Consider the following 19348-nt stretch of genomic DNA (forward strand, 5'->3'; position numbering starts at 1 on the left):
TGAGAGCAGTAACGTCGGATCATGGTCGTCAACGTCGGGAACACCGGGAACGCCGGACGTGCTGCCGGTATCGCGTGGGGAGTGGCGGAGCGGTACCGGGAGTTCTCCTGGCGGGAGGCGCGGGGCCGGTCGGACGCGCACGAGGAGCTGAGCGCGCGGATCAGCCAGGACGCGGAGCTCTGCGACCTGCTGTCGGGGTCGCTGCCCGCCGGCAACAAACAGCAGCCGAATCTCCTGCTCGCCGCCGTCCGCTATCTCGACGGCCCGCACGCCGAAATGGGCCCGCGCGGTGAGGCCGCGTACGGGCGCTGGCGCGAGTGGACGATCCGGCACTGGGACGAGGTGCGCGCGGTGATCATGCAGCGCGCCACCCAGACCAACGAACCGGCCCGCTGCGCCACCCTGCTGCCGCTGCTCGCCCGTCTGCCGCAGCCGCTGGCGCTGCTGGAGGCCGGTACGTCCGCGGGACTGTGTCTGCACCCCGACCGCTATCGCTACCGGTACGAGGCCGCCGGCGAGGGCGGGGACGGCCGCCGGACGGTCACCCTCCGGTCCGAGCTGGGGGCGCCGGAGAGCCCGCTGGAGCTCACCTGCCGTACGGGAGGGGCCGCCGACGAGCTGCCCGACCGGATGCCGGAGATCGTGTGGCGGGCCGGCATCGACCTCGACCCGCTCGACCCGGCTGCCGAACCGGACGATCTGCGCTGGCTGCAGGCGCTCGTATGGCCGGGCGACGGGGAGCGTACGGCGCGGCTGTCCGCGGCCGTCGATGCGGTGCGGCCAGCGCCGCGGCCGCGGATGGTGCGCGGCGATCTGCTCGACGAGCTGCCCGCGCTCGCCGCCGAGGCGCCGCCCGAGGCGACGCTGGTCATCTTCCACAGCTCGGTGCTGACCTACCTGCCGCCCGCCCGCCGCGAGGAGTTCGCCCGTCTCGTACGGTCGCTGCTCGACGGACGGCCCGGCGGCGGCCACTGGATCTCCAACGAGCACCACTCCGTACTGCCCTGGATCACCGGCCCCGCACACCGCTCGCCCCGCCCGGAAGACCCGCTGCTGCTGACCCTCGCACTCGACGGGCACCCGGTCGCACTCACCGGCCCGCACGGCCAGAGCCTGCACAGCTTTCCCGGGGCGGCGGACACCCCGGGGAGCTGAGCGCAGCCAGGTATCCGTAACGCCCAGCCCCGGCCCTGTACGCGCGGCCACACCCCTCCGCGGATCCCGCCCCCCATAAGCCGCCACCCCCAAGGCCCCTACAAAACGCCGACGCCTACGCCCCCATAGGACGCTGCACCGCCAGCAGCGCCATATCGTCGGCCGGCGCGCCGCCCGTATGGCGTGCGACGTCCTCGACGACGGTGTCCAGGAGGACGTCCGGGCCGGGGAAGCGGCAGCCGCGCAGTTTGCTCGACGGGTTGTAGAAGCGACCGAGCAGGTCCCGGGCCTCGGTCACACCGTCGGTGAAGAAGAGCAGCAGGGCCCCGGCCGGGAAGAACGTCTCGTCCGCCCGGTCCGGCCGGCTCGCCATCTCGCCCAGCCCCAGGGGCAGCGCAGGCGCCGCGGGGGCCAGCTCGCGCAGACCGCCGTCCGGGGTGAGCAGCAGCGGGGACGGGTGGCCCCGGTTGAGCACCCGCAGCACGGACTGCCCGTCGGCGGGGATCTCGGCCAGTACGGCAGTGGTGAACCCCTCGGTCCGCTCCACCCCGTTGCGCCGCCCGCCCTCCCGTTGCAGCGCCCGCTCCAGCCGCCCCGCCACCGCCCCCAAAGTGCTCTCCTGTTCCGCCGCCTCGCGAAAGGCGCCGATGACGATCACCGCGGTCTCCACCGCCTCCAGCCCCTTGCCCCGTACGTCGCCGACGATCAGCCGTACGCCGTGCGGGGTGTCCTGCACGGCATAGAGGTCGCCGCCGATCCGGGCGTCCGCCCGCGCCCCCACGTAGCGGGCGGCGAGGGCGAGCCCGGCGAGCCGTTCGGGCGGCATGGGCAGTACGGCGCGCTGGGCGGCCTCCGAGACGTCCCGTACGGAGGCCAGGCGGGCGTCGGCCGTCCGGACGACCCGGTTGATGCCGAGGGCCAGCAGGGCGACGACAAGGACCGTGACGATCTCCGTCACCGACTCGCTGTAGTTCTGCCCGGCGCTGCGGTAGGTGACGACCCAGATCTCGCCGAGCAGGGCGGCCAGGGCCGTGAGGGCGGTGCCCCGCAGGGAGAAGAGCGGCGCGGCGACCAACGGGGCGGCGGAGAAGAAGGGGGCGGCCGTGTAACTGGCCGGCGTCCCCATGTCGAAGACGACCCCGCCGACGATCAGGATGGCGGGAAGTCGGCGCACCAGCAGACGGCCGGACCACGACATCCGGGAGCGGCCCTCCCCACGGGCCCCTCGCTCCCCGTCGCCCTCGCCCTCGGGGGGCGCCTCACCTCGGAGCATCCGCACCGGCCTCTTCCCACTCCCGCCCGTCCGTACGGGCACCGCCGTGCCGGTCGCCTAGACGTCCCCAGGCTTGCCGGTACGGGGCGGGACGGCGACTCGTCGGGGGCCGGACGGGTCACCGGACCGGCCGCGCCAGGGGAGGAAGAGGCGAGAACGGGCGGGCGAAGAGGACCGGCGGAAGCGGCGGCCTCGCCAGCCGCTCGTGCCACCCGCCTCGTGCTGCCCGATTCGTCCGCCCGGTTCACGCACCCCAAGCCCGTCCCGCTCAGCGCCACTTGAGCCCGCCCGGAACACCGGTCATGCCTGAGGGCCCGGACCGCATACGGTCCGGGCCCTCAGGTCACTGCACGCCGGCCGGACGGTCTCCCCGTCCGCTTCTGGTGGGCCATCAGGGGCTCGAACCCTGAACCAATGGATTAAAAGTCCACTGCTCTGCCAATTGAGCTAATGGCCCGCACCGAGCAGCATAGCCCGAGGAGGTGCCGCAGCCCGAAGGCATTACGGATCAAGCCATACGGCGGGGTGCCGCGGGGCCGGCCGACGGGCCCTGTGGGGCCTCCGGTGTGCCGTACAACACGCAGGGCCCGTACGGCACTTGCGTGCGTACGGGCCCTGCGGATCAGCGTCGGTGATCAGCCGTTGCGCTTCCAGCGCGGCTTGTCCTCGCGGCGGCCGAAGGAGCCGGTCGGGGCGCCACGGTGGTCGTCACGACGGCCGTACGGGCGGTCGCCGCCGGAGCGGTGGCCACCGGAGGACGGACGGCCGGAACGGTCGTCACGGTTGAACGGACGGTCGCCGCCGCCGGAGCGGTAGCCACCGGAGGACGGACGGCCACCGGAACGGTCGTCACGGTTGAACGGGCGGCTCGGACGGTCGCCGCGGTCACGGTTGAAACCGCCACCGGAACGGTCGTCACGGCGCTCGAAGGAACGGCCACCGGAACGGTCGTCACGACGGTCGCGGTTGAAGCCACCGCCGGACCGGTCATCGCGACGGTCGCGGTTGAAGCCACCACCGGAACGGTCATCGCGACGGTCCCGGCCGAAACCGCCCCGGTCGTCACGACGGTCACGGTTGAAACCGCCACCGGAACGGTCATCCCGACGGTCACGGTCGAAGGAACGGCCACCGGAACGGTCGTCACGACGGTCACGGTTGAAGCCACCACCGGACCGGTCATCGCGACGGTCACGGTCGAAGGAACGGCCACCGGAACGGTCGTCACGACGGTCGCGACGGTCGAAGTTGCCCCGGTCGTCGCGGCGCTCGTCCGACCCACCGGCCTGGGCCGGTACGGCGGCCTCCGCGGCGGCCTCGGCCTCGGCGGTGACGGCCGCGGCGGCGAGCGCCTCGGCCGGGTCCTCGCCGCGCTCACGGGCGGCACGGGCGGTCAGCCGGTCGGCCTCCTCGCGCAGCTCGGTGGCGCGGCGCTGAAGGCGCTCCAGCTCGCGGGTGAGCTCGGCCACCTCACGCTCGGCCTGCTTGGCGGAGTTGTTGGCGCCGTCGGCCTGGACCTCGGTGAGCGAACGCGCACCGGTGATCCGGGCGACGTCCTCGTCGAAGGCGCCGGAGCCGCCGACGATGTGGCGCGAGGCGTCGACGCCCGCGTCCTCCATCAGCCGGAAGATCTGCCGGCGCTGGTGCGGCAGCGACAGCGAGACGACGGTGCCGGACTGGCCGGCGCGGGCGGTACGGCCCGAGCGGTGCAGGTAGTCCTTGTGGTCACCGGCCGGGTCGACGTTCAGGACCAGGTCGATGCCGTCGACGTGGATACCGCGGGCGGCGACGTCGGTGGCGACCAGCGCGTTGACGTAGCCGTCCTTGAAGTCCGCGAGCACCCGGGTCCGCGCGCCCTGGGTCATACCGCCGTGCAGCGCGTCGGCCTTCACGCCGGACTCGACGAGCTGCTCGGCGATGCGGTCGGCGCCCAGCTGGGTGCGGACGAAGATGATGGTGCGGCCCTTACGGGCGGCGATGGCGGCGGTGACCGGCGCCTTGTCCTTCGGCTTCACGACCAGGACGTGGTGGGTCATGGTGGTGACGTTGCCCTGGGCGCTGTCGACCTCGTGGCTGACCGGGTTGGTCAGGTAGCGCTTGACCAGCGTGCCGATCTCGTTCTCCATCGTGGCGGAGAAGAGCATCCGCTGACCGCCGGACGGCACCTGGTCGAGCAGCTCGGTGACCTCGGGCAGGAAGCCCAGGTCGGACATCTGGTCGGCCTCGTCGAGGACGGCGACCTGGATGTTCTCCAGGGAGCAGGCGCCACGGTTGATGATGTCGCGCAGCCGGCCCGGGGTGGCGACGAGGACGTCGACACCGCGCTCCAGCGCGTAGATCTGGTTGCCCATGGACGTACCGCCGCAGACGACCTTCATCTTCAGGCCGAGGACGTCGCCGTAGGGCTGGAGGGCGTCCGCGACCTGCATCGCGAGCTCACGGGTCGGGGTGAGGATGACCGCGCGCGGCTTCTTCTTCTCGGTGTGGCCGCCGGCGAGCTGCGCCAGGGTCGGCAGACCGAAGGAGAGCGTCTTGCCGGAGCCGGTGCGGCCACGGCCGAGGATGTCCTTGCCGGCCAGGGCGTCCGGGATGGTCGCGGCCTGGATGGGGAAGGGGGTGGTGACGCCGTTCTGCGCGAGCTTGCGGACGACGCCCTCGGGCAGTCCGAGGTCGGCGAAGGTGACGGTGTCGGTGGCGGCTTCCGCCGCGTCGGTCTCGGGCGCCTCGTCGGCGGCCGTCACCTCGGGGGCCGTCTGCTCGTCGATTGCGGGCATGACGGACTGCTCAGTGGAAATGGACATGCGAAATGCGAAACCTTCCGGAGTCTCGGCACGCGCCCAAACTCCGTGTGTTTCACACGACCGCCTCTATGCGGTCAGCCACGGCAAGGGAGAGAACGCGCCACGCGGCGCGCTTCTTTTCTGGCGCCGGGCAAATGGGATCAAACGATCTACCACCATACGCACTCCGCCCCCCGGATGGCAAATGACCTTCTGACCAGGCCTTCCGCTCCCCCGGACAAACCTACCCGCCCCGCCCGGAACCCCCTTATGCCTCCTCGTCGTAGAGGTCCGACTCCGACGCCATCGGCGAGACGGGGGACGGGCCGGAGGCATGGGAGCTCGGCGGCGGCGGGGGGCTGCTCGCCGGCGGGGTCGGCTGCGCGGGGGGCGTGCTGGGCGCGGGTGAGGCCGGCGGGGTGGCCGGGCGGTCGGGGTGGGACGGCGAGGGCTCCGCATGTCCGGGGCGTCCGCCATGACCGCCGGAGCCGCCGTGGCCGCCCGCGCCCGGCTCGGGGCCCGACGGCCGCACCGGGTGGGACGGCGTACCGGGCTCGGACGGCTCCGGTGCCGCGCTCTTCGACGGCTTGCCCTTCTTGCCCTTGCCGCCGGCCGGGCGGCCCTCGCCGTTGCGCCCCATGCGCCGCGGGCCGTCGCCGCGGCCGTCCACGGTCACCCCGTTGGGGCCGGACCACGCGTCCTTCCCGTCGTGCCGCGTGGTGCTGCCGGACGGTTTCGGCTCCTCCGGATCGCTCACGCTCATACAGCCGGCCAGCGTCGCGGCCAGCGCGGAGACGGCCACGGCCACGGCGGTGGCCCGGGAGCGCACCCGGCCCGACGGAGGGCGCGACGAAGGGACGGGGGCAGGGGACGACGACGGGGACGGTGTCGGCGTCAGGGACGACTGGCGATGTGGGCTCGGGCGCACGGCGGGACCTCCGGATCCGGAACGCAGGGACGGCGGCACGGACGCCCTGCCCAACTCCCGCTCCCCACCTGAGGACACGCACCACACCCGGCCGATCGCGCCGGGCGCGCGATCCGGGGGCCACCCGCACTCCCCCCGGCACCTGGGAGCCGCCCCTAGGAGCCGCCCCTTCAGGCGCCCCTAGCCGTAGCCCAGCGCGTGCAGCCGCTCGTCGTCGATCCCGAAGTGGTGCGCGATCTCATGAACGACCGTCACTTCGGTCTCCGCGACCACGTCCTCGCGGGTCTCGCACATCCGCAGCGTCGGCCCCCGGTAGATGGTGATCCGGTCCGGCAGCACACCCGCGTACCACTCACCCCGGTCGGTCAGCGGCGTCCCCTCGTAGAGCCCGAGCAGCTCGGGGTCGTCGGCGGGCGGTTCGTCCTCGACGAAGACCGCCACGTTGTCCATCAGCCGGGTCAGTTCCGGCGGGATCCGGTCCAGCGCCTCGGCGACCAGTTCCTCGAACTCCTCGCGCGTCATTTCCAGCACACCACCATTCTCCGCCACACTGCCTCCCCACCGATCGTCGCGGCCCGCCCGGCGCACCGCAGCCCAACCGGAAGCCGCCACTCCTCGCTTAACGGCGCCACGGACGGGCATACGGGACCAATGGCCCGCGCAGCGCGCTCCCGGACACCGCATCCCGACACCCCGCAAAGTCCCCTGCACCGGCTGCTCCATACCGGCCTCGACGGCGTACGCGCCCTCCCGGCAGCCGTCCGCCGCGGCTACCGCTCCCGCCGTACGGCCCCCACCGCCGGCTTGGCCGAGTCACCGCACCCACTGGCCCGCTCCCTCGGCCTGATAGCCGTCACCGTCGTCGGCGCCTGGCTGGGGCTGCTCCTGATCGGCAGCATCCGTGTCCCCGTCGGCCCGATGGACACCAGCATGGCCCTGCGCCCCTCACTGGCGGGCGGCACCCGGATCGACGTCGCACCGCTCGGCGACCTGGAACTGAGCAGCCACCACGCGCCCGTACGGCTCGATGTCGACGTCGACCGGCTGGACCCGGTCCGCTCCCAGGCGCTGGTCGACCACCCCGAGCGGTTCGCCGGTCTGCAGGCCGAGGTCACCCACGACGTCACCCGCGGCGCCTTGGGGCTGGCGCTGCACTCCTGTGTCGCCGTGGTGTCCGGCGCCACCGCGCTGGGCCTGGCCGTCTACCGCCGCCCGCGCCGCGCACTGGCCGCCGGCGGTCTGGCGCTCACCCTGCTCGCCGCCTCCGCGGGCACCGCATACGCCACCTGGAACCCGCAGTCCGTACTGGAGCCGAGGTTCTCCGGACTGCTCACCTCGGCCCCCTCCGTGGTCGGCAACGCCCGGAACATCGTCAGCGAATTCCACGTCTACCAGAAGGAGTTGGCGCGCCTGGTGACCAACGTCACCAAGCTCTACGACGCCACCTCGACACTGCCGGCCTACCAGCCGGACCCCACCACCATCCGCGTCCTGCATGTCTCCGACATCCACCTCAACCCCGGCGCCTGGCGGATCATCGCCTCCCTGGTGAAGCAGTACCGGATCAACGTGATCGTCGACACCGGCGACACCATGGACCACGGCTCGGCCGCCGAGAACCACTTCCTGGACCCGGCCTCCGCCCTCGGCGCCCCCTACGTGTGGGTGCGCGGCAACCACGACTCCCGCGGCACGCAGAAGTACCTGACCGGCCGACGCCATGTCACCGTCCTCGACCACGGCAAGGTCACCCAGGTCGCCGGTGTACGCATCGCGGGCGTCGGCGACCCGCAGTTCACCCCGGACCGCTCCGTGGTGGCGGCCGGTGACCCCGCCGAGCGCACCGCGGGCGGCCGCCTCGCCGACGCGCTGCGCACCCAGCGGCTGGCCGGCACCCCCGTCGACATCGCGCTGGCCCACAACCCCGCCGCCGTGACCGAGGCGGACGGCCTGGCCCCGCTGGCCCTGGCCGGCCATGTCCACCACCGCGAGAACACCCTGCTCCCCCAGGGCACCCGGCTGATGGTCGAGGGCTCGACGGGCGGCGGCGGACTGCGCGCGGTGCAGAACAAGAAACCCGAGCCGGTCCTGGCGTCGGTGCTCTATCTGGACCGGACGACGAAACGGCTGCAGGCCTGGGACGAGATCACCCTCGGCGGACTGGGACTGTCCCGGGCCGAGGTCAGCCGCCACCTCCCCCGGGAGAACCAACCCGGCGCCACGCCCTCACCGTCCGGTTCACCGCCCTCGGCCGACCCGCCATCCGGCCCCCCGTCCGGTCCCTCGTCCGGCTCTTCTTCACGCCCGGCCAGGAGCCCTTCCGAGCACGCCCGCTGAACCGTTTTGGCGAACGGTCCTCCCATCCCATATGCTTCTCACGTCCCCGACGGCGCCGGTAACGACGCCAAGGTGGCCACCAGCCCTCATCGTCTAGTGGCCCAGGACGCCGCCCTTTCAAGGCGGTAGCACGGGTTCGAATCCCGTTGGGGGCACGCATCACCGTGTGCGAGACTGGCTCACGCCGCTTTCGCACAATGCAAGGTCCTGTGGAGCAGTTTGGAGTGCTCGCCACCCTGTCAAGGTGGAGGCCGCGGGTTCAAATCCCGTCAGGACCGCTGCGGCTGGGTAGCTCAGTTGGTACGAGCGATCGCCTGAAAAGCGATAGGTCGCCGGTTCGACCCCGGCCCCAGCCACACCCATTGGGAGAAGGCCCCGATTCCTCGAATCGGGGCCTTTTTCGTCGCTATCCGACACCGGCTTCCCGGGCGGCCTCGGAGGGCTGCTCCTCGGGCTGCCAGAAGATCAGCCGGGCACCGCCGGTGATCATCCCCGTTGCCGCCAGGCCCATCGCCATCTTCACCAGCCGCACATTGCCTTCCCAGTCATGCGGCGCGCCGAAGACCAGCCAGGCGCCGAGCGCGATACCGGCGACCATCATGACGATGCCCGCTATGCGTCGTATTCCCTTGTCCATGCGGTCATCCTCGCGTATGCGCACAGGCGTCGTGTCCATTTTTCCGCCGCCGGTGCCCTTCCCCCCGTGGCCACCCGGATGGCGGTGCCGCCGGCTCCGAAGGCCGTGGGCGCGGGGTGCGGGCGGGGCACCGGGCACCGTCCGCACGGGCAAATGGTTCGCCAGTCGTTCAGGGGAGGTGAGATCCTGGGGGACGTATGTCCAGTCAGCCTGCCTCCGCCCTGCCCGACGGCTCTGCTCCCGCGCTGCCCGGCACCCCCGCTCCCGGCCTCTCCGACCTGCTGGAACGTCTGCCCGAGCTGATGCTGCGCGATCAGCAGCGGCTGGGCCGCCGGCTCGACGGCGCACGCCGCATCCGTAAGCCCGAAGCCCGGGCGGCGGTGCTCTCGGAGATCGCCGGCGGTATCGACGAGGCGGAGCTGCGGGTCGAGCAGCGTCGCGCCGCGGTGCCCGAGATCACGTATCCGGAAGAGCTGCCGGTCAGCCAGAAGAAGGACGAGATCCTCGCCGCGATCCGCGACCACCAGGTCGTGATCGTCGCCGGTGAGACCGGGTCCGGCAAGACGACGCAGATCCCCAAGATCTGTCTGGAGCTCGGCCGGGGTATCCGCGGCCTGATCGGGCACACCCAGCCGCGCCGGATCGCGGCCCGTACGGTCGCCGAGCGGGTGGCCGAGGAGCTGAAGACCCCGCTGGGCGAGGCGGTCGGCTGGAAGGTCCGCTTCACGGACCAGGTCGGCGGGGACACCCTCGTCAAGCTGATGACGGACGGCATCCTGCTCGCCGAGATCCAGACGGACCGGGAGCTGCGCCAGTACGACACGATCATCATCGACGAGGCACACGAGCGCAGCCTCAACATCGACTTCATCCTCGGCTATCTGGCCCAGCTGCTGCCCCGGCGCCCGGACCTCAAGGTCGTCATCACCTCGGCGACCATCGATCCGGAGCGGTTCGCCCGGCACTTCGGCAGCTTCGCGTCCGTAGGGGCGGCGCCGGACCGCGCCGCTTCCTCGGCCGGGAGTGACGAGGAGACGAAGCCGACTGCTCCGATCGTCGAGGTCTCCGGCCGGACGTATCCGGTGGAGGTGCGCTACCGCCCGCTGCTGGAGGAGGGCGGCCAGGACGCTGACCGCGACCAGATCACCGCGATCTGCGACGCCGTGGACGAGCTCCAGTCCGCCGGGCCCGGCGACATCCTGGTCTTCCTCTCCGGCGAGCGGGAGATCCGCGACACCGCGGACGCGCTCAACAAGAAGGCCCTCCCGTTCACCGAGGTCCTCCCCCTGTACGCGCGGCTGTCGCACGCCGAGCAGCATCGCGTCTTCCAGCGGCACACGGGCAGACGGATCGTGCTGGCCACGAACGTCGCCGAGACCTCGCTGACCGTCCCGGGCATCAAGTACGTCATCGACCCGGGCATGGCCCGTATCTCCCGCTACAGCTACCGCACCAAGGTCCAGCGGCTGCCCATCGAGCCCGTCTCGCAGGCCAGCGCCAATCAGCGCAAGGGCCGCTGCGGCCGTACCAGCGACGGCATCTGCATCCGCCTCTACTCCGAGGACGACTTCCTCTCCCGCCCCGAGTTCACGGACGCGGAGATCCTCCGGACGAATCTCGCCTCCGTCATCCTGCAGATGACCGCGGCCGGCCTCGGCGACATCGAGAAGTTCCCGTTCATCGACCCGCCGGACCGCCGCAACATCAAGGACGGCGTCGATCTGCTGAGTGAGCTCGGCGCGCTCGACAGCAAGCAGAAGGACCCCAAGAAACGGCTGACCCCGCTCGGCCGCAAGCTCTCGCAGCTGCCGGTCGACCCGCGGCTGGCGCGGATGGTGCTGGAGGCGGACCGCAACGGCTGTGTCCGCGAGGTCATGGTCATCGCGGCGGCCCTGTCCATCCAGGACCCGCGCGAGCGGCCCGCGGACAAACAGCAGCAGGCCGACCAGCAGCACGCCCGCTTCAAGGACGAGACCTCCGACTTCCTCGCCTTCCTCAACCTCTGGCGCTATGTCCGCGAGCAGCAGAAGGAGCTGTCCTCCTCGGCCTTCCGCCGGATGTGCCGCAGCGAGTTCCTGAACTATCTCCGGATACGTGAGTGGCAGGACATCTACTCCCAGCTGCGTTCGGTCGCCAAGACCATGGGCATCCACCTCAGCGAGGAGGATGCGGCGCCGGATCACATCCACACCTCCCTGCTTTCCGGTTTGCTTTCGCATATCGGCCTCAAGGACACCGAGGCCAAGAACGACTATCTGGGCGCCCGCAGCGCCAAGTTCGCGGTCTTCCCCGGCTCCGCGCTCTTCAAGAAGCCCCCGCGCTGGGTGATGTCCGCCGAGCTGGTCGAGACGTCCCGCCTGTGGGCGCGGGTGAATGCGAAGATCGAGCCGGAGTGGATCGAGCCGCTCGCCCAGCACCTGGTCAAGCGGACATACAGCGAGCCGCACTGGGAACAGAAGATGGCCGCGGTGATGGCGTACGAGCGGGTGACGCTCTACGGCGTCCCGATCGTCGCCCAGCGCAAGATCACCTACGGCCGGATCGATCCGGAGACCTCGCGCGATCTGTTCATCCGTAACGCCCTGGTCGAGGGCGACTGGCGCACCCACCACCAGTTCTTCCATGACAACCGCAAACTTCTCGGCGAGGTCGAGGAGTTGGAGCACCGCGCCCGGCGCCGCGACATCCTCGTGGACGACGAGACGCTCTTCGACTTCTACGACCAGCGCATCCCCGCGGACGTGGTCTCCGGCGCGCACTTCGACGCCTGGTGGAAGAAGAAGCACCGCGAAGAGCCGGAGCTGCTGAACTTCGAGCACTCGATGCTCATCAACGAGTCCGCCGAGGCCGTCACGAAGGACGACTACCCGGATTCCTGGCGGCAGGGAAAGCTGAAGTTCAAGGTCACCTACCAGTTCGAGCCGGGCGCGGACGCGGACGGTGTGACCGTCCACATCCCCCTCCAGGTCCTCAACCAGGTCTCCTCCGAGGGCTTCGACTGGCAGATCCCGGGCCTGCGCGAGCAGCTGGTGACGGAGCTGATCCGGTCCCTGCCCAAGCCGATCCGGCGCAACTACGTCCCGGCACCGAACTTCGCGGCCCGCTTCCTGGACTCCACGGTCCCGCTGCAGGGCGCTCTGACGACGTCTCTGGCCGCGGGGCTGCAGCGGATGGTGGGCGTGCCCGTGGAGGCCGCGGACTTCGACACGGCCAAGGTCCCGGACCACCTCAAGATCACCTTCCGGGTGGTCGACGAGCGGCGCCGCAAGCTCGCCGAGGCCAAGGACCTGGAGGCGCTGCGGCTGAAGCTCAAGCCGAAGACCCGGGCGGCCATCTCCAAGGCCTTCGAGCAGGCCGCCGAGCGGCCCTCCAGGGACCGCAAGGGCGGCACGGGCGACGGACCGGCGCCGGCCGGGCCGGAGCAGCGCACGGGGCTGACGTCCTGGACGATCGGCACGCTGCCGCGCACCTTCGAGACCCGGCGTGCGGGCCAGCCGCTGAAGGCCTACCCGGCGCTGGTCGACGAGGGCAGCAGTGTCGCCGTACGCCTCTTCGACACCGAGGCCGAGCAGCTCACCGCGATGTGGGCGGGCACCCGCCGGCTCATCCTGCTGAACATCCCGTCCAATCCGGCCAAGTTCGCGCAGGGCAAGCTGAGCAATCAGCAGAAGCTGGCGCTGTCCCGTAATCCGCACGGCTCCATCGCCGCGCTCTTCGAGGACTGCGTCACCGCCGCCGCGGACCGTCTGATCGCGGCCCGGGGCGGTCCGGCCTGGGACGAGGAGTCCTTCCGGAAGCTGTTCGACGCGGTCCGCGCGGACCTGGTGGACGTCACGCTGAAGACCATCCAGCAGGTCCAGGAGGTGCTGGCCGCCTGGCAGGCGTGCGAGCGCCGGCTGAAGGAGACCACGTTCCCCTCGCTGCTGCCGTCCCTCACGGACATCAAGGAGCAGCTGGCGGCGCTGATCAAGCCGGGCTTCGTGACGGCGCACGGCGCCAAGCGGCTGCCGGACCTGATGCGCTATCTGGTGGCCGCCGACCGCCGTCTGCAGCAGCTGCCCACCAACGCCGAGCGGGACCGCACCCGTATGGCGAAGGTGAAGGAGATGCAGGACGAATACGCCTGGCTGCTGGAGCAGTTCCCGCAGGGCCGCCCGGTGCCGCCCGCGGCCCTGGAGATCCGCTGGATGATCGAGGAGCTCCGGGTGAGCTACTTCGCCCACGCTCTGGGGACCGCGTACCCGGTCTCCGACAAGCGCATCGTGAAGGCGGTGGACGCCGCCGCGCCGTAGGAACCAGGGCCGCCGGTATCGAGTTCGACCGCACCCCCTGACCTGCTGTACAGTCTTGCTTCGCAGCCCGCCGCAAGCGGAAAGCGAAACGCAAGGTCCTGTGGAGCAGTTTGGAGTGCTCGCCACCCTGTCAAGGTGGAGGCCGCGGGTTCAAATCCCGTCAGGACCGCTTTTTTACGGCCCGCATCCCTCTCGGATGCGGGCCGTACTGCTGTCCGGACCGGGCCGCGCCCCGCGCGCGGCCGCCGGGCATCCCACATCCCGTCAGGTCACGCCCCACGGCCCGTATCGCGCACCGGTGCGGGCCGCCGTGCCGACCGCCCGCCGGCCTCCGCCCGCGCCCCCGCAGGACGCCGTCCCTGCCGCTGTCCATTTCCGCCCCCGCCGAATGCGGACCGTAGCCGGATTGGCGCCCGCTGTATTGACGGCGGCACGTACCGCCGGTACTCACTGAGGAAGGCGTGGGGGCCGGGGAGGTATGCGCAATGACGACTGCGGTACGGCACGAGACCAGGGCGCTGTTGCGGGCCCATCTGTCAGCGGCCACGGGCTACCGCCACCTGACGCGGCACTGCCCCATCTGCCATCAGCTGCAACGGCTCGCCATGGAGCCGCACACGGCCCGCTCCGGGCCTCCGGCGCCGACGTCCGCCTCCGCCTCGCCCGCGGCCGTCTGCGAGCCGCCGGCGGACGACGACGGGACTCCCGCGACCGCGTGACCACCGGCGCCGCCGCCACCCGCTGCGCGGTGACGGTCCGTTGGGTGTGGCGGGCGGGGTTCTCTATCGCAGCGGACGTATCGTCTTCAAGCGCCGCGTAGTGTGACGGGTGTCACCGAACAAGTTTGGCGCGATGCGGAACTTACACCCTCCCTACAACCGGTCAATTTAATATGTGCAATTGCACCACTCCTGAGACGGCTCCGGAGAGGGGGGTCGGGGTCCACACGGAAAGGCCCTCACAGGGCCCGTGAAGACCCCCTGGCCGCCGTCCGGGACGGCGCCGGCGCCAGGCCGGCCCGACCGCTCCGACGAGCCCTGAAGCGGGCGCACACAAAAAAATCGCGCTGGACCCGGCGGAGTCCAGCGCGATCGATGACGTACCCAAGTGGAGCGGGCGTGGGGCCTGTGGGGCAGGCGCCGCGTCGTATGAAGCTATGTGGAGCGTGGGTGGAGCGGTCGAGCTGTGTCGCGCAAAGCGGGCGCTTTCGGGTTGGGGGCCCCGAAAACGACCTGGTTATGCGGTTGTTCAGGCCTCGCTGCGCTGCTGCGGAATGCCCGCGAGCAGTGCGCGGACCTCAGCCTCGCGGTAACGCCGGTGTCCTCCGAGCGTGCGGATGGACGTGAGCTTGCCTGCCTTGGCCCAACGGGTCACCGTCTTCGGGTCCACGCGGAACATCGTGGCGACCTCAGCAGGGGTAAGCAGCGGCTCGGCGTCAGGGGTGCGAGCGGTCATGAGCGGCCTCCTCGGGAGAACCGAACCATCACGGTTCTTTCCTCTAAATTCTGCACCTTGACCCACGTTGCCCGAAATGGCGGACGCGGGCCGAGTCGGTTATAGGACGAACGGCTTGTCCTCGGCACTACAACTACACCATCTGTCCAGCCACGTCGGCCAAACCGATGGAATTGCCCTCTCAGGTGTTCAACCTCGGCGGAAGCCGATGGACCGTGCCATAGCGGACAGTCACCCGTCCGTGACGATCAGTCACAACGTGATCAGCCGCCACAGACCCCTCAAGGAGCGCAATACCGATCTATCCGCCCTTAGTTGGACGGAAGGAGCCCAGGTCGGGCTCCTTGTCCTATTTTGGCACGAGGGTATGGCTTGGGAGCAAGACCCGAAGTCAGTGCTTTAGGTCACGCTTGAGGCAATCGCCCGGATCAGGACCTACGTCCTTTACCGTCCAACCACCGAAAAGCGAACGCAGCGCTTCCGCACCACAAACCTTCGGCACCGCACCGGCGCCTCAGCTGGAGAACTGTCGTTCCCGCACCGCACGCCACCGCTCGGAAAGCTTCTCGTACGCGACTCCGGCCCGCTCGCCGTTCCCCTCGCGCAGCGCCGCCAGGCCCTCCGCCACCTCGGCGGCGGAACGGTCCTCGGCGAGCTGCCCCTCGGGCACCGCGTGCACCAGCCCTCCGTAATCCAGCTCCACGAGCGAACGCGGATGGAATTCCTCGAGCCAGCGCCCCACATCTACCAGGCCGTCGATCAAGGGCCCCTCTTCCAGGGCGTCCCGCAGGGTGCGCAATCCACGGGCGACCCGCCGCCGCGCCTGCACCATCGGCGTCCGGTAACGCAGCACCGGCCCCTGGTCACCCTTCGTGTACTCCCGCTCGCCGTCGGAGAAGAGCACGAACCAGCGGACCGGGACGTGCCAGGCCGCCCCGCGGATCCAGGGTCTGGCGTCCGGGTTGCGCTCCCGCCACTGCTCGTAGTCGGTGGCCGCCTGCCGGCGCACCACCGGGGGCAGCGCCGCATCCAGCACCGAGGCCGGCAGCAGCTCGTCCAGCGTCTCCAGGGCCTGCCAGCCGCGCAGCCGGGTGCGCCAGGGACAGACGCAGGTCACCTCGTTCACGACGGCGATGAAGGCGTCCGCGCTCTCGTGGACCGGCACCGGCACCGGAGGGGTCGGCAGCAGATCCGCCAGCGCCCGGCGCTGCTCGTCCTGGGCGGTAGGGGTCTTCGCCCGCTTGGCATAGCGCGCCCAGTGGGTGCGCTCCGGCTCGGGGAACGCAGCCAGCGGCTCGTAGACCCGTAGATATGCCATGTACGGGACCTTCACCGACGACGCCAGGGCCACGCCCGCTCCTTCAAAGGGAAGTCCGCCGCCGGGAGATCCCGAGGGCCCCCGCCGGCCTGCGATACGACCAGATCGTCCCATGCCCGTCCCCCGGGAGAGGGTGATCCTCGGCACCTGACCGATCAACCCGCCCCGCAGGTCTTACGCTCTTTTCAACCGGCCCTCCCCACCCGTCGGAGGGCATCCTTCGCGACTTATGGGAGTCACCACAGTGACTGACGTACGTCCGGCCTCCGCCGGCACCGACGGCGGCGTTCTGCACACTCTGTTCCGATCGGAGCAGGGTGGCCATGAGCAGGTCGTTCTCTGCCAGGACCGTGCCAGCGGCCTGAAGGCTGTGATCGCCATCCACAGCACCGCCCTGGGCCCCGCTCTCGGCGGTACCCGCTTCCATGCCTACGCCTCCGAGGAGGAGGCCGTGCTGGACGCCCTGAACCTGTCGCGCGGCATGTCCTACAAGAACGCCCTCGCCGGGCTGGACCACGGCGGCGGTAAGGCCGTGATCATCGGTGACCCCGATCTGATCAAGACCGAGGAACTCCTGCTCGCCTACGGCCGGTTCGTGGCCTCCCTCGGGGGCCGCTATGTCACCGCGTGCGACGTCGGTACCTACGTCGCCGACATGGACGTCGTCGCCCGTACGAACAAGTGGACCACCGGCCGCTCCCCCGACAACGGCGGCGCCGGCGACTCCTCCGTCCTGACTGCCTACGGCGTCTTCCAGGGCATGCGCGCCTCGGCCCAGCACGCCTGGGGCGACCCGACGCTGCGCGGCCGCAAGGTGGGCATCGCGGGCGTCGGCAAGGTCGGCCACCTCCTCGTCGAGCATCTCCTCCAGGACGGCGCCGAGGTCGTGATCACGGATGTCCGCGCCGAGTCGGTGGACCGGGTCCGCGCCAAGTTCCCGCAGGTCACCGCGGTCGCGGACACCGAGGCGCTGATCCGCACCGAGGGCCTGGACGTCTACGCGCCGTGTGCGCTGGGCGGTGCGCTGAGCGATGAGTCGGTGCCGGTGCTGACCGCGAAGGTGGTGTGCGGCGCGGCCAACAACCAGCTCGCCCACCCCGGCATCGAGAAGGATCTGTCCGACCGCGGCATCCTCTACGCCCCCGATTACGTCGTGAACGCCGGCGGTGTCATCCAGGTGGCCGACGAGCTGCACGGCTTCGACTTCGACCGCTGCAAGACCAAGGCGGCGAAGATCTTCGACACCACACTGGCGATATTCGCTCGTGCGAAGGCCGACGGCATTCCGCCCGCCGCGGCCGCCGACCGCCTGGCCGAGCAGCGCATGGCGGAGGCCCGGCACACCTGACCGAGGCCGGAAATGCGGCCTTGTCGGCCGGAAACAGCTGCTTGTGCGGCCCGCCACGGGTGATCAGGGAGACATCCCTCACCACCCGTCGGCGGGTCGCCGTACAGGACAGGTTAAAATCGCAGTTGACCAGCGGGGACGGGGCACCTTGCAGGTCGTGCCGAGCGGCGGGTGATGCGGGCGACGTACCGTATGGCCGCGGAAGCAGGTACCGTTAAAGCCCTACGGGCCGGTCTCTCTGTCGAGAGCCCGCTCTGATCCATGAACGCGTGTCAAGACTCTGGGGCCATCGAGCCCCGTCATTGAGGGGGTCGACCCATGGGGCGCGGCCGGGCCAAGGCCAAGCAGACAAAGGTCGCCCGCCAGCTGAAGTACAGCAGCGGTGGGACGGATCTCTCACGACTGGCCGACGAGCTGGGTGCATCACCGTCGAACCAGCAGCCTCCGAACGCAGAGCCGTTCGAGGAGGACGAGGACGACGACCCGTACGCACGGTACGCAGATCTGTACAACAGCGACGACGACGAAGAGGACGAGGGCGACTCGTCGGACCAGCGTCGTCGCGCTTGACCACGCTGTGCGCTCGCGGCACCCATAACAGCATCACGGACCCGGTCCTGGGCATTGCCCGGACCGGGTTCTGTGCTGCCCAGATAGCTGTCCGGATGACCGTGGGTGCGGCCGCCGCGCCGACGGCTGCCGACGAGGGCCGCACCTCCCATGGCCCGGACCGGGCCATGGGGCGGACTCGGCCGGTCAGCTCGCGTAGTCACCGGTCAGGGTCACTGCCTCTGCGTGGTCACCGCGCTCGGTGATCTCGCCGCTGACCCAGGCGTCCACACCGCGGTCGGCGAGCGTGGTCAGGGCGGCCTCCACCGATCCCTGCGGGACCACGGCGATCATGCCGACGCCCATGTTCAGGGTCTTCTCCAGCTCCAGGCGCTCGACCGAGCCGGCCGAGCCGACCAGGTCGAAGACCGGGCCGGGCGTCCAGGTGGCACGGTCGACCGTGGCGTGCAGACCGTCCGGGATCACCCGGGCGAGGTTGTTGGCCAGACCGCCGCCGGTGATGTGCGAGAAGGCGTGCACCTCGGTCGTACGGGTCAGTGCCAGGCAGTCCAGCGAGTAGATCTTGGTGGGCTCCAGGAGCTCCTCGCCCAGCGTGCGGCCGAACTCCGGGATCTCCCGGTCCAGGGCCATCCCCGCCCGGTCGAACAGCACATGACGGACCAGCGAGTACCCGTTCGAGTGAAGGCCGGAGGACGCCATGGCGATCACCGCGTCACCCGTACGGATACGATCCGCGCCCAGTACCCGGTCCGCCTCGACGACGCCCGTACCGGCACCGGCGACATCGAACTCGTCCGCCCCCAGCAGCCCCGGGTGCTCCGCGGTCTCGCCGCCGACCAGTGCGCAGCCGGCCAGCACACAGCCCTCGGCGATGCCCTTGACGATCGCGGCGACCCGCTCCGGGTAGACCTTGCCCACGCAGATGTAGTCGGTCATGAACAGCGGTTCGGCACCGCAGACGACCAGGTCGTCGACGACCATGCCGACGAGGTCGTGGCCGATGCTGTCGTAGACGCCCATCTTGCGGGCGATGTCGACCTTCGTGCCGACGCCGTCGGTGGCGGAGGCCAGCAGCGGGCGCTCGTACCGCTTCAGCGCCGAGGCGTCGAAGAGGCCGGCGAAGCCGCCGAGCCCGCCGACGACCTCGGGGCGGGTGGCCTTCTTCACCCACTCCTTCATCAGGTCCACGGCGCGGTCGCCGGCTTCGATGTCGACGCCCGCACTCGCGTAGCTGGCACCAGTGGTCTCGGGCATG

The 19348-nt window shown here is 70.7% G+C and carries 14 protein-coding genes and 5 tRNA genes; 10 read left to right on the top strand and 9 right to left on the bottom strand.

Going from position 1 to position 19348, the window contains the following annotated elements; genetic code table 11:
- Positions 1–21: 21 nt before the first annotated feature.
- Complete coding sequence (locus NUT86_RS19485) at positions 22–1155, top strand: DUF2332 domain-containing protein (RefSeq protein WP_274736687.1); 1134 nt, start codon at positions 22–24, stop codon at positions 1153–1155.
- Positions 1156–1270: 115 nt separating this feature from the next.
- Here the strand turns inward: NUT86_RS19485 and NUT86_RS19490 are convergent, their stop codons facing one another.
- The 5 genes from NUT86_RS19490 to NUT86_RS19510 all read right to left on the bottom strand — a co-directional run bounded on the left by NUT86_RS19490 (position 1271) and on the right by NUT86_RS19510 (position 6667).
- The gene (locus NUT86_RS19490; RefSeq protein ID WP_446750771.1) at positions 1271–2428 is read right to left on the bottom strand and encodes a PP2C family protein-serine/threonine phosphatase; all 1158 of its coding nucleotides are present in this window, start codon (positions 2426–2428) and stop codon (positions 1271–1273) included.
- 381 nt (positions 2429–2809) lie between these two features.
- Positions 2810–2885, bottom strand: a tRNA-Lys gene (locus tag NUT86_RS19495).
- Between the two features lie 178 nt (positions 2886–3063).
- Positions 3064–5229, bottom strand: a complete 2166-nt coding sequence (locus NUT86_RS19500; RefSeq protein WP_093646906.1) for a DEAD/DEAH box helicase — start codon at positions 5227–5229, stop codon at positions 3064–3066.
- A 247-nt stretch (positions 5230–5476) separates the two neighbouring features.
- On the bottom strand, positions 5477–6037 hold the full coding sequence (locus NUT86_RS19505; protein ID WP_266438102.1) for a hypothetical protein: 561 nt from the start codon (positions 6035–6037) through the stop codon (positions 5477–5479).
- 279 nt (positions 6038–6316) lie between these two features.
- On the bottom strand, positions 6317–6667 hold the full coding sequence (locus tag NUT86_RS19510; protein WP_018092664.1) for a metallopeptidase family protein: 351 nt from the start codon (positions 6665–6667) through the stop codon (positions 6317–6319).
- 120 nt (positions 6668–6787) lie between these two features.
- Between NUT86_RS19510 and NUT86_RS19515 the strand changes: the two genes are divergently transcribed.
- The 4 genes from NUT86_RS19515 (at position 6788) to NUT86_RS19530 (ending at position 8829) form a co-directional block, all read left to right on the top strand.
- Entirely contained in the window at positions 6788–8473 is a 1686-nt protein-coding gene (locus tag NUT86_RS19515) for a metallophosphoesterase family protein (protein ID WP_274736688.1), read from the top strand.
- 82 nt (positions 8474–8555) lie between these two features.
- A tRNA-Glu gene (locus NUT86_RS19520) sits at positions 8556–8628 on the top strand.
- A gap of 48 nt (positions 8629–8676) precedes the next feature.
- A tRNA-Asp gene (locus NUT86_RS19525) sits at positions 8677–8751 on the top strand.
- A 4-nt stretch (positions 8752–8755) separates the two neighbouring features.
- Positions 8756–8829, top strand: a tRNA-Phe gene (locus NUT86_RS19530).
- Between the two features lie 50 nt (positions 8830–8879).
- Here NUT86_RS19530 and NUT86_RS19535 read toward each other — a convergent pair.
- Positions 8880–9110 carry a hypothetical protein gene (locus NUT86_RS19535; protein WP_229838148.1) on the bottom strand — a complete coding sequence of 77 codons (231 nt, stop codon included), beginning with the start codon at positions 9108–9110 and terminating at the stop codon, positions 8880–8882.
- Between the two features lie 197 nt (positions 9111–9307).
- On the opposite strand from NUT86_RS19535, the gene hrpA reads away from it, so the two are divergent.
- From hrpA to NUT86_RS19550, 3 genes are all read left to right on the top strand, one after another.
- Positions 9308–13402, top strand: a complete 4095-nt coding sequence (gene hrpA, locus NUT86_RS19540) for an ATP-dependent RNA helicase HrpA (protein ID WP_274736689.1) — start codon at positions 9308–9310, stop codon at positions 13400–13402.
- A gap of 94 nt (positions 13403–13496) precedes the next feature.
- A tRNA-Asp gene (locus tag NUT86_RS19545) sits at positions 13497–13571 on the top strand.
- 316 nt (positions 13572–13887) lie between these two features.
- A complete protein-coding gene (locus NUT86_RS19550) occupies positions 13888–14121 on the top strand; it encodes a DUF6274 family protein (protein ID WP_037743161.1) in 234 nt (77 codons plus the stop codon).
- 529 nt (positions 14122–14650) lie between these two features.
- Here NUT86_RS19550 and bldC read toward each other — a convergent pair.
- Entirely contained in the window at positions 14651–14857 is a 207-nt protein-coding gene (bldC, locus tag NUT86_RS19555; protein WP_003949541.1) for a developmental transcriptional regulator BldC, read from the bottom strand.
- Between the two features lie 514 nt (positions 14858–15371).
- A complete protein-coding gene (locus NUT86_RS19560; RefSeq protein ID WP_274736719.1) occupies positions 15372–16208 on the bottom strand; it encodes a hypothetical protein in 837 nt (278 codons plus the stop codon).
- Between the two features lie 196 nt (positions 16209–16404).
- Between NUT86_RS19560 and NUT86_RS19565 the strand changes: the two genes are divergently transcribed.
- Together NUT86_RS19565 and NUT86_RS19570 are read left to right on the top strand one after the other, a co-directional pair.
- Entirely contained in the window at positions 16405–17523 is a 1119-nt protein-coding gene (locus tag NUT86_RS19565; RefSeq protein WP_026170170.1) for a Leu/Phe/Val dehydrogenase, read from the top strand.
- 318 nt (positions 17524–17841) lie between these two features.
- On the top strand, positions 17842–18093 hold the full coding sequence (locus NUT86_RS19570; RefSeq protein WP_018092657.1) for a DUF3073 domain-containing protein: 252 nt from the start codon (positions 17842–17844) through the stop codon (positions 18091–18093).
- Between the two features lie 186 nt (positions 18094–18279).
- On the opposite strand, the gene purM is transcribed toward NUT86_RS19570, so the two are convergent.
- Positions 18280–19347, bottom strand: a complete 1068-nt coding sequence (gene purM / locus NUT86_RS19575) for a phosphoribosylformylglycinamidine cyclo-ligase (RefSeq protein WP_109890760.1) — start codon at positions 19345–19347, stop codon at positions 18280–18282.
- Between the last annotated feature and the right edge of the window lies 1 nt (position 19348).

The organism is Streptomyces sp. G7(2002) (assembly GCF_028870195.1).
In the GTDB taxonomy this organism is placed as follows: Bacteria; Actinomycetota; Actinomycetes; order Streptomycetales; family Streptomycetaceae; genus Streptomyces; species Streptomyces nigrescens.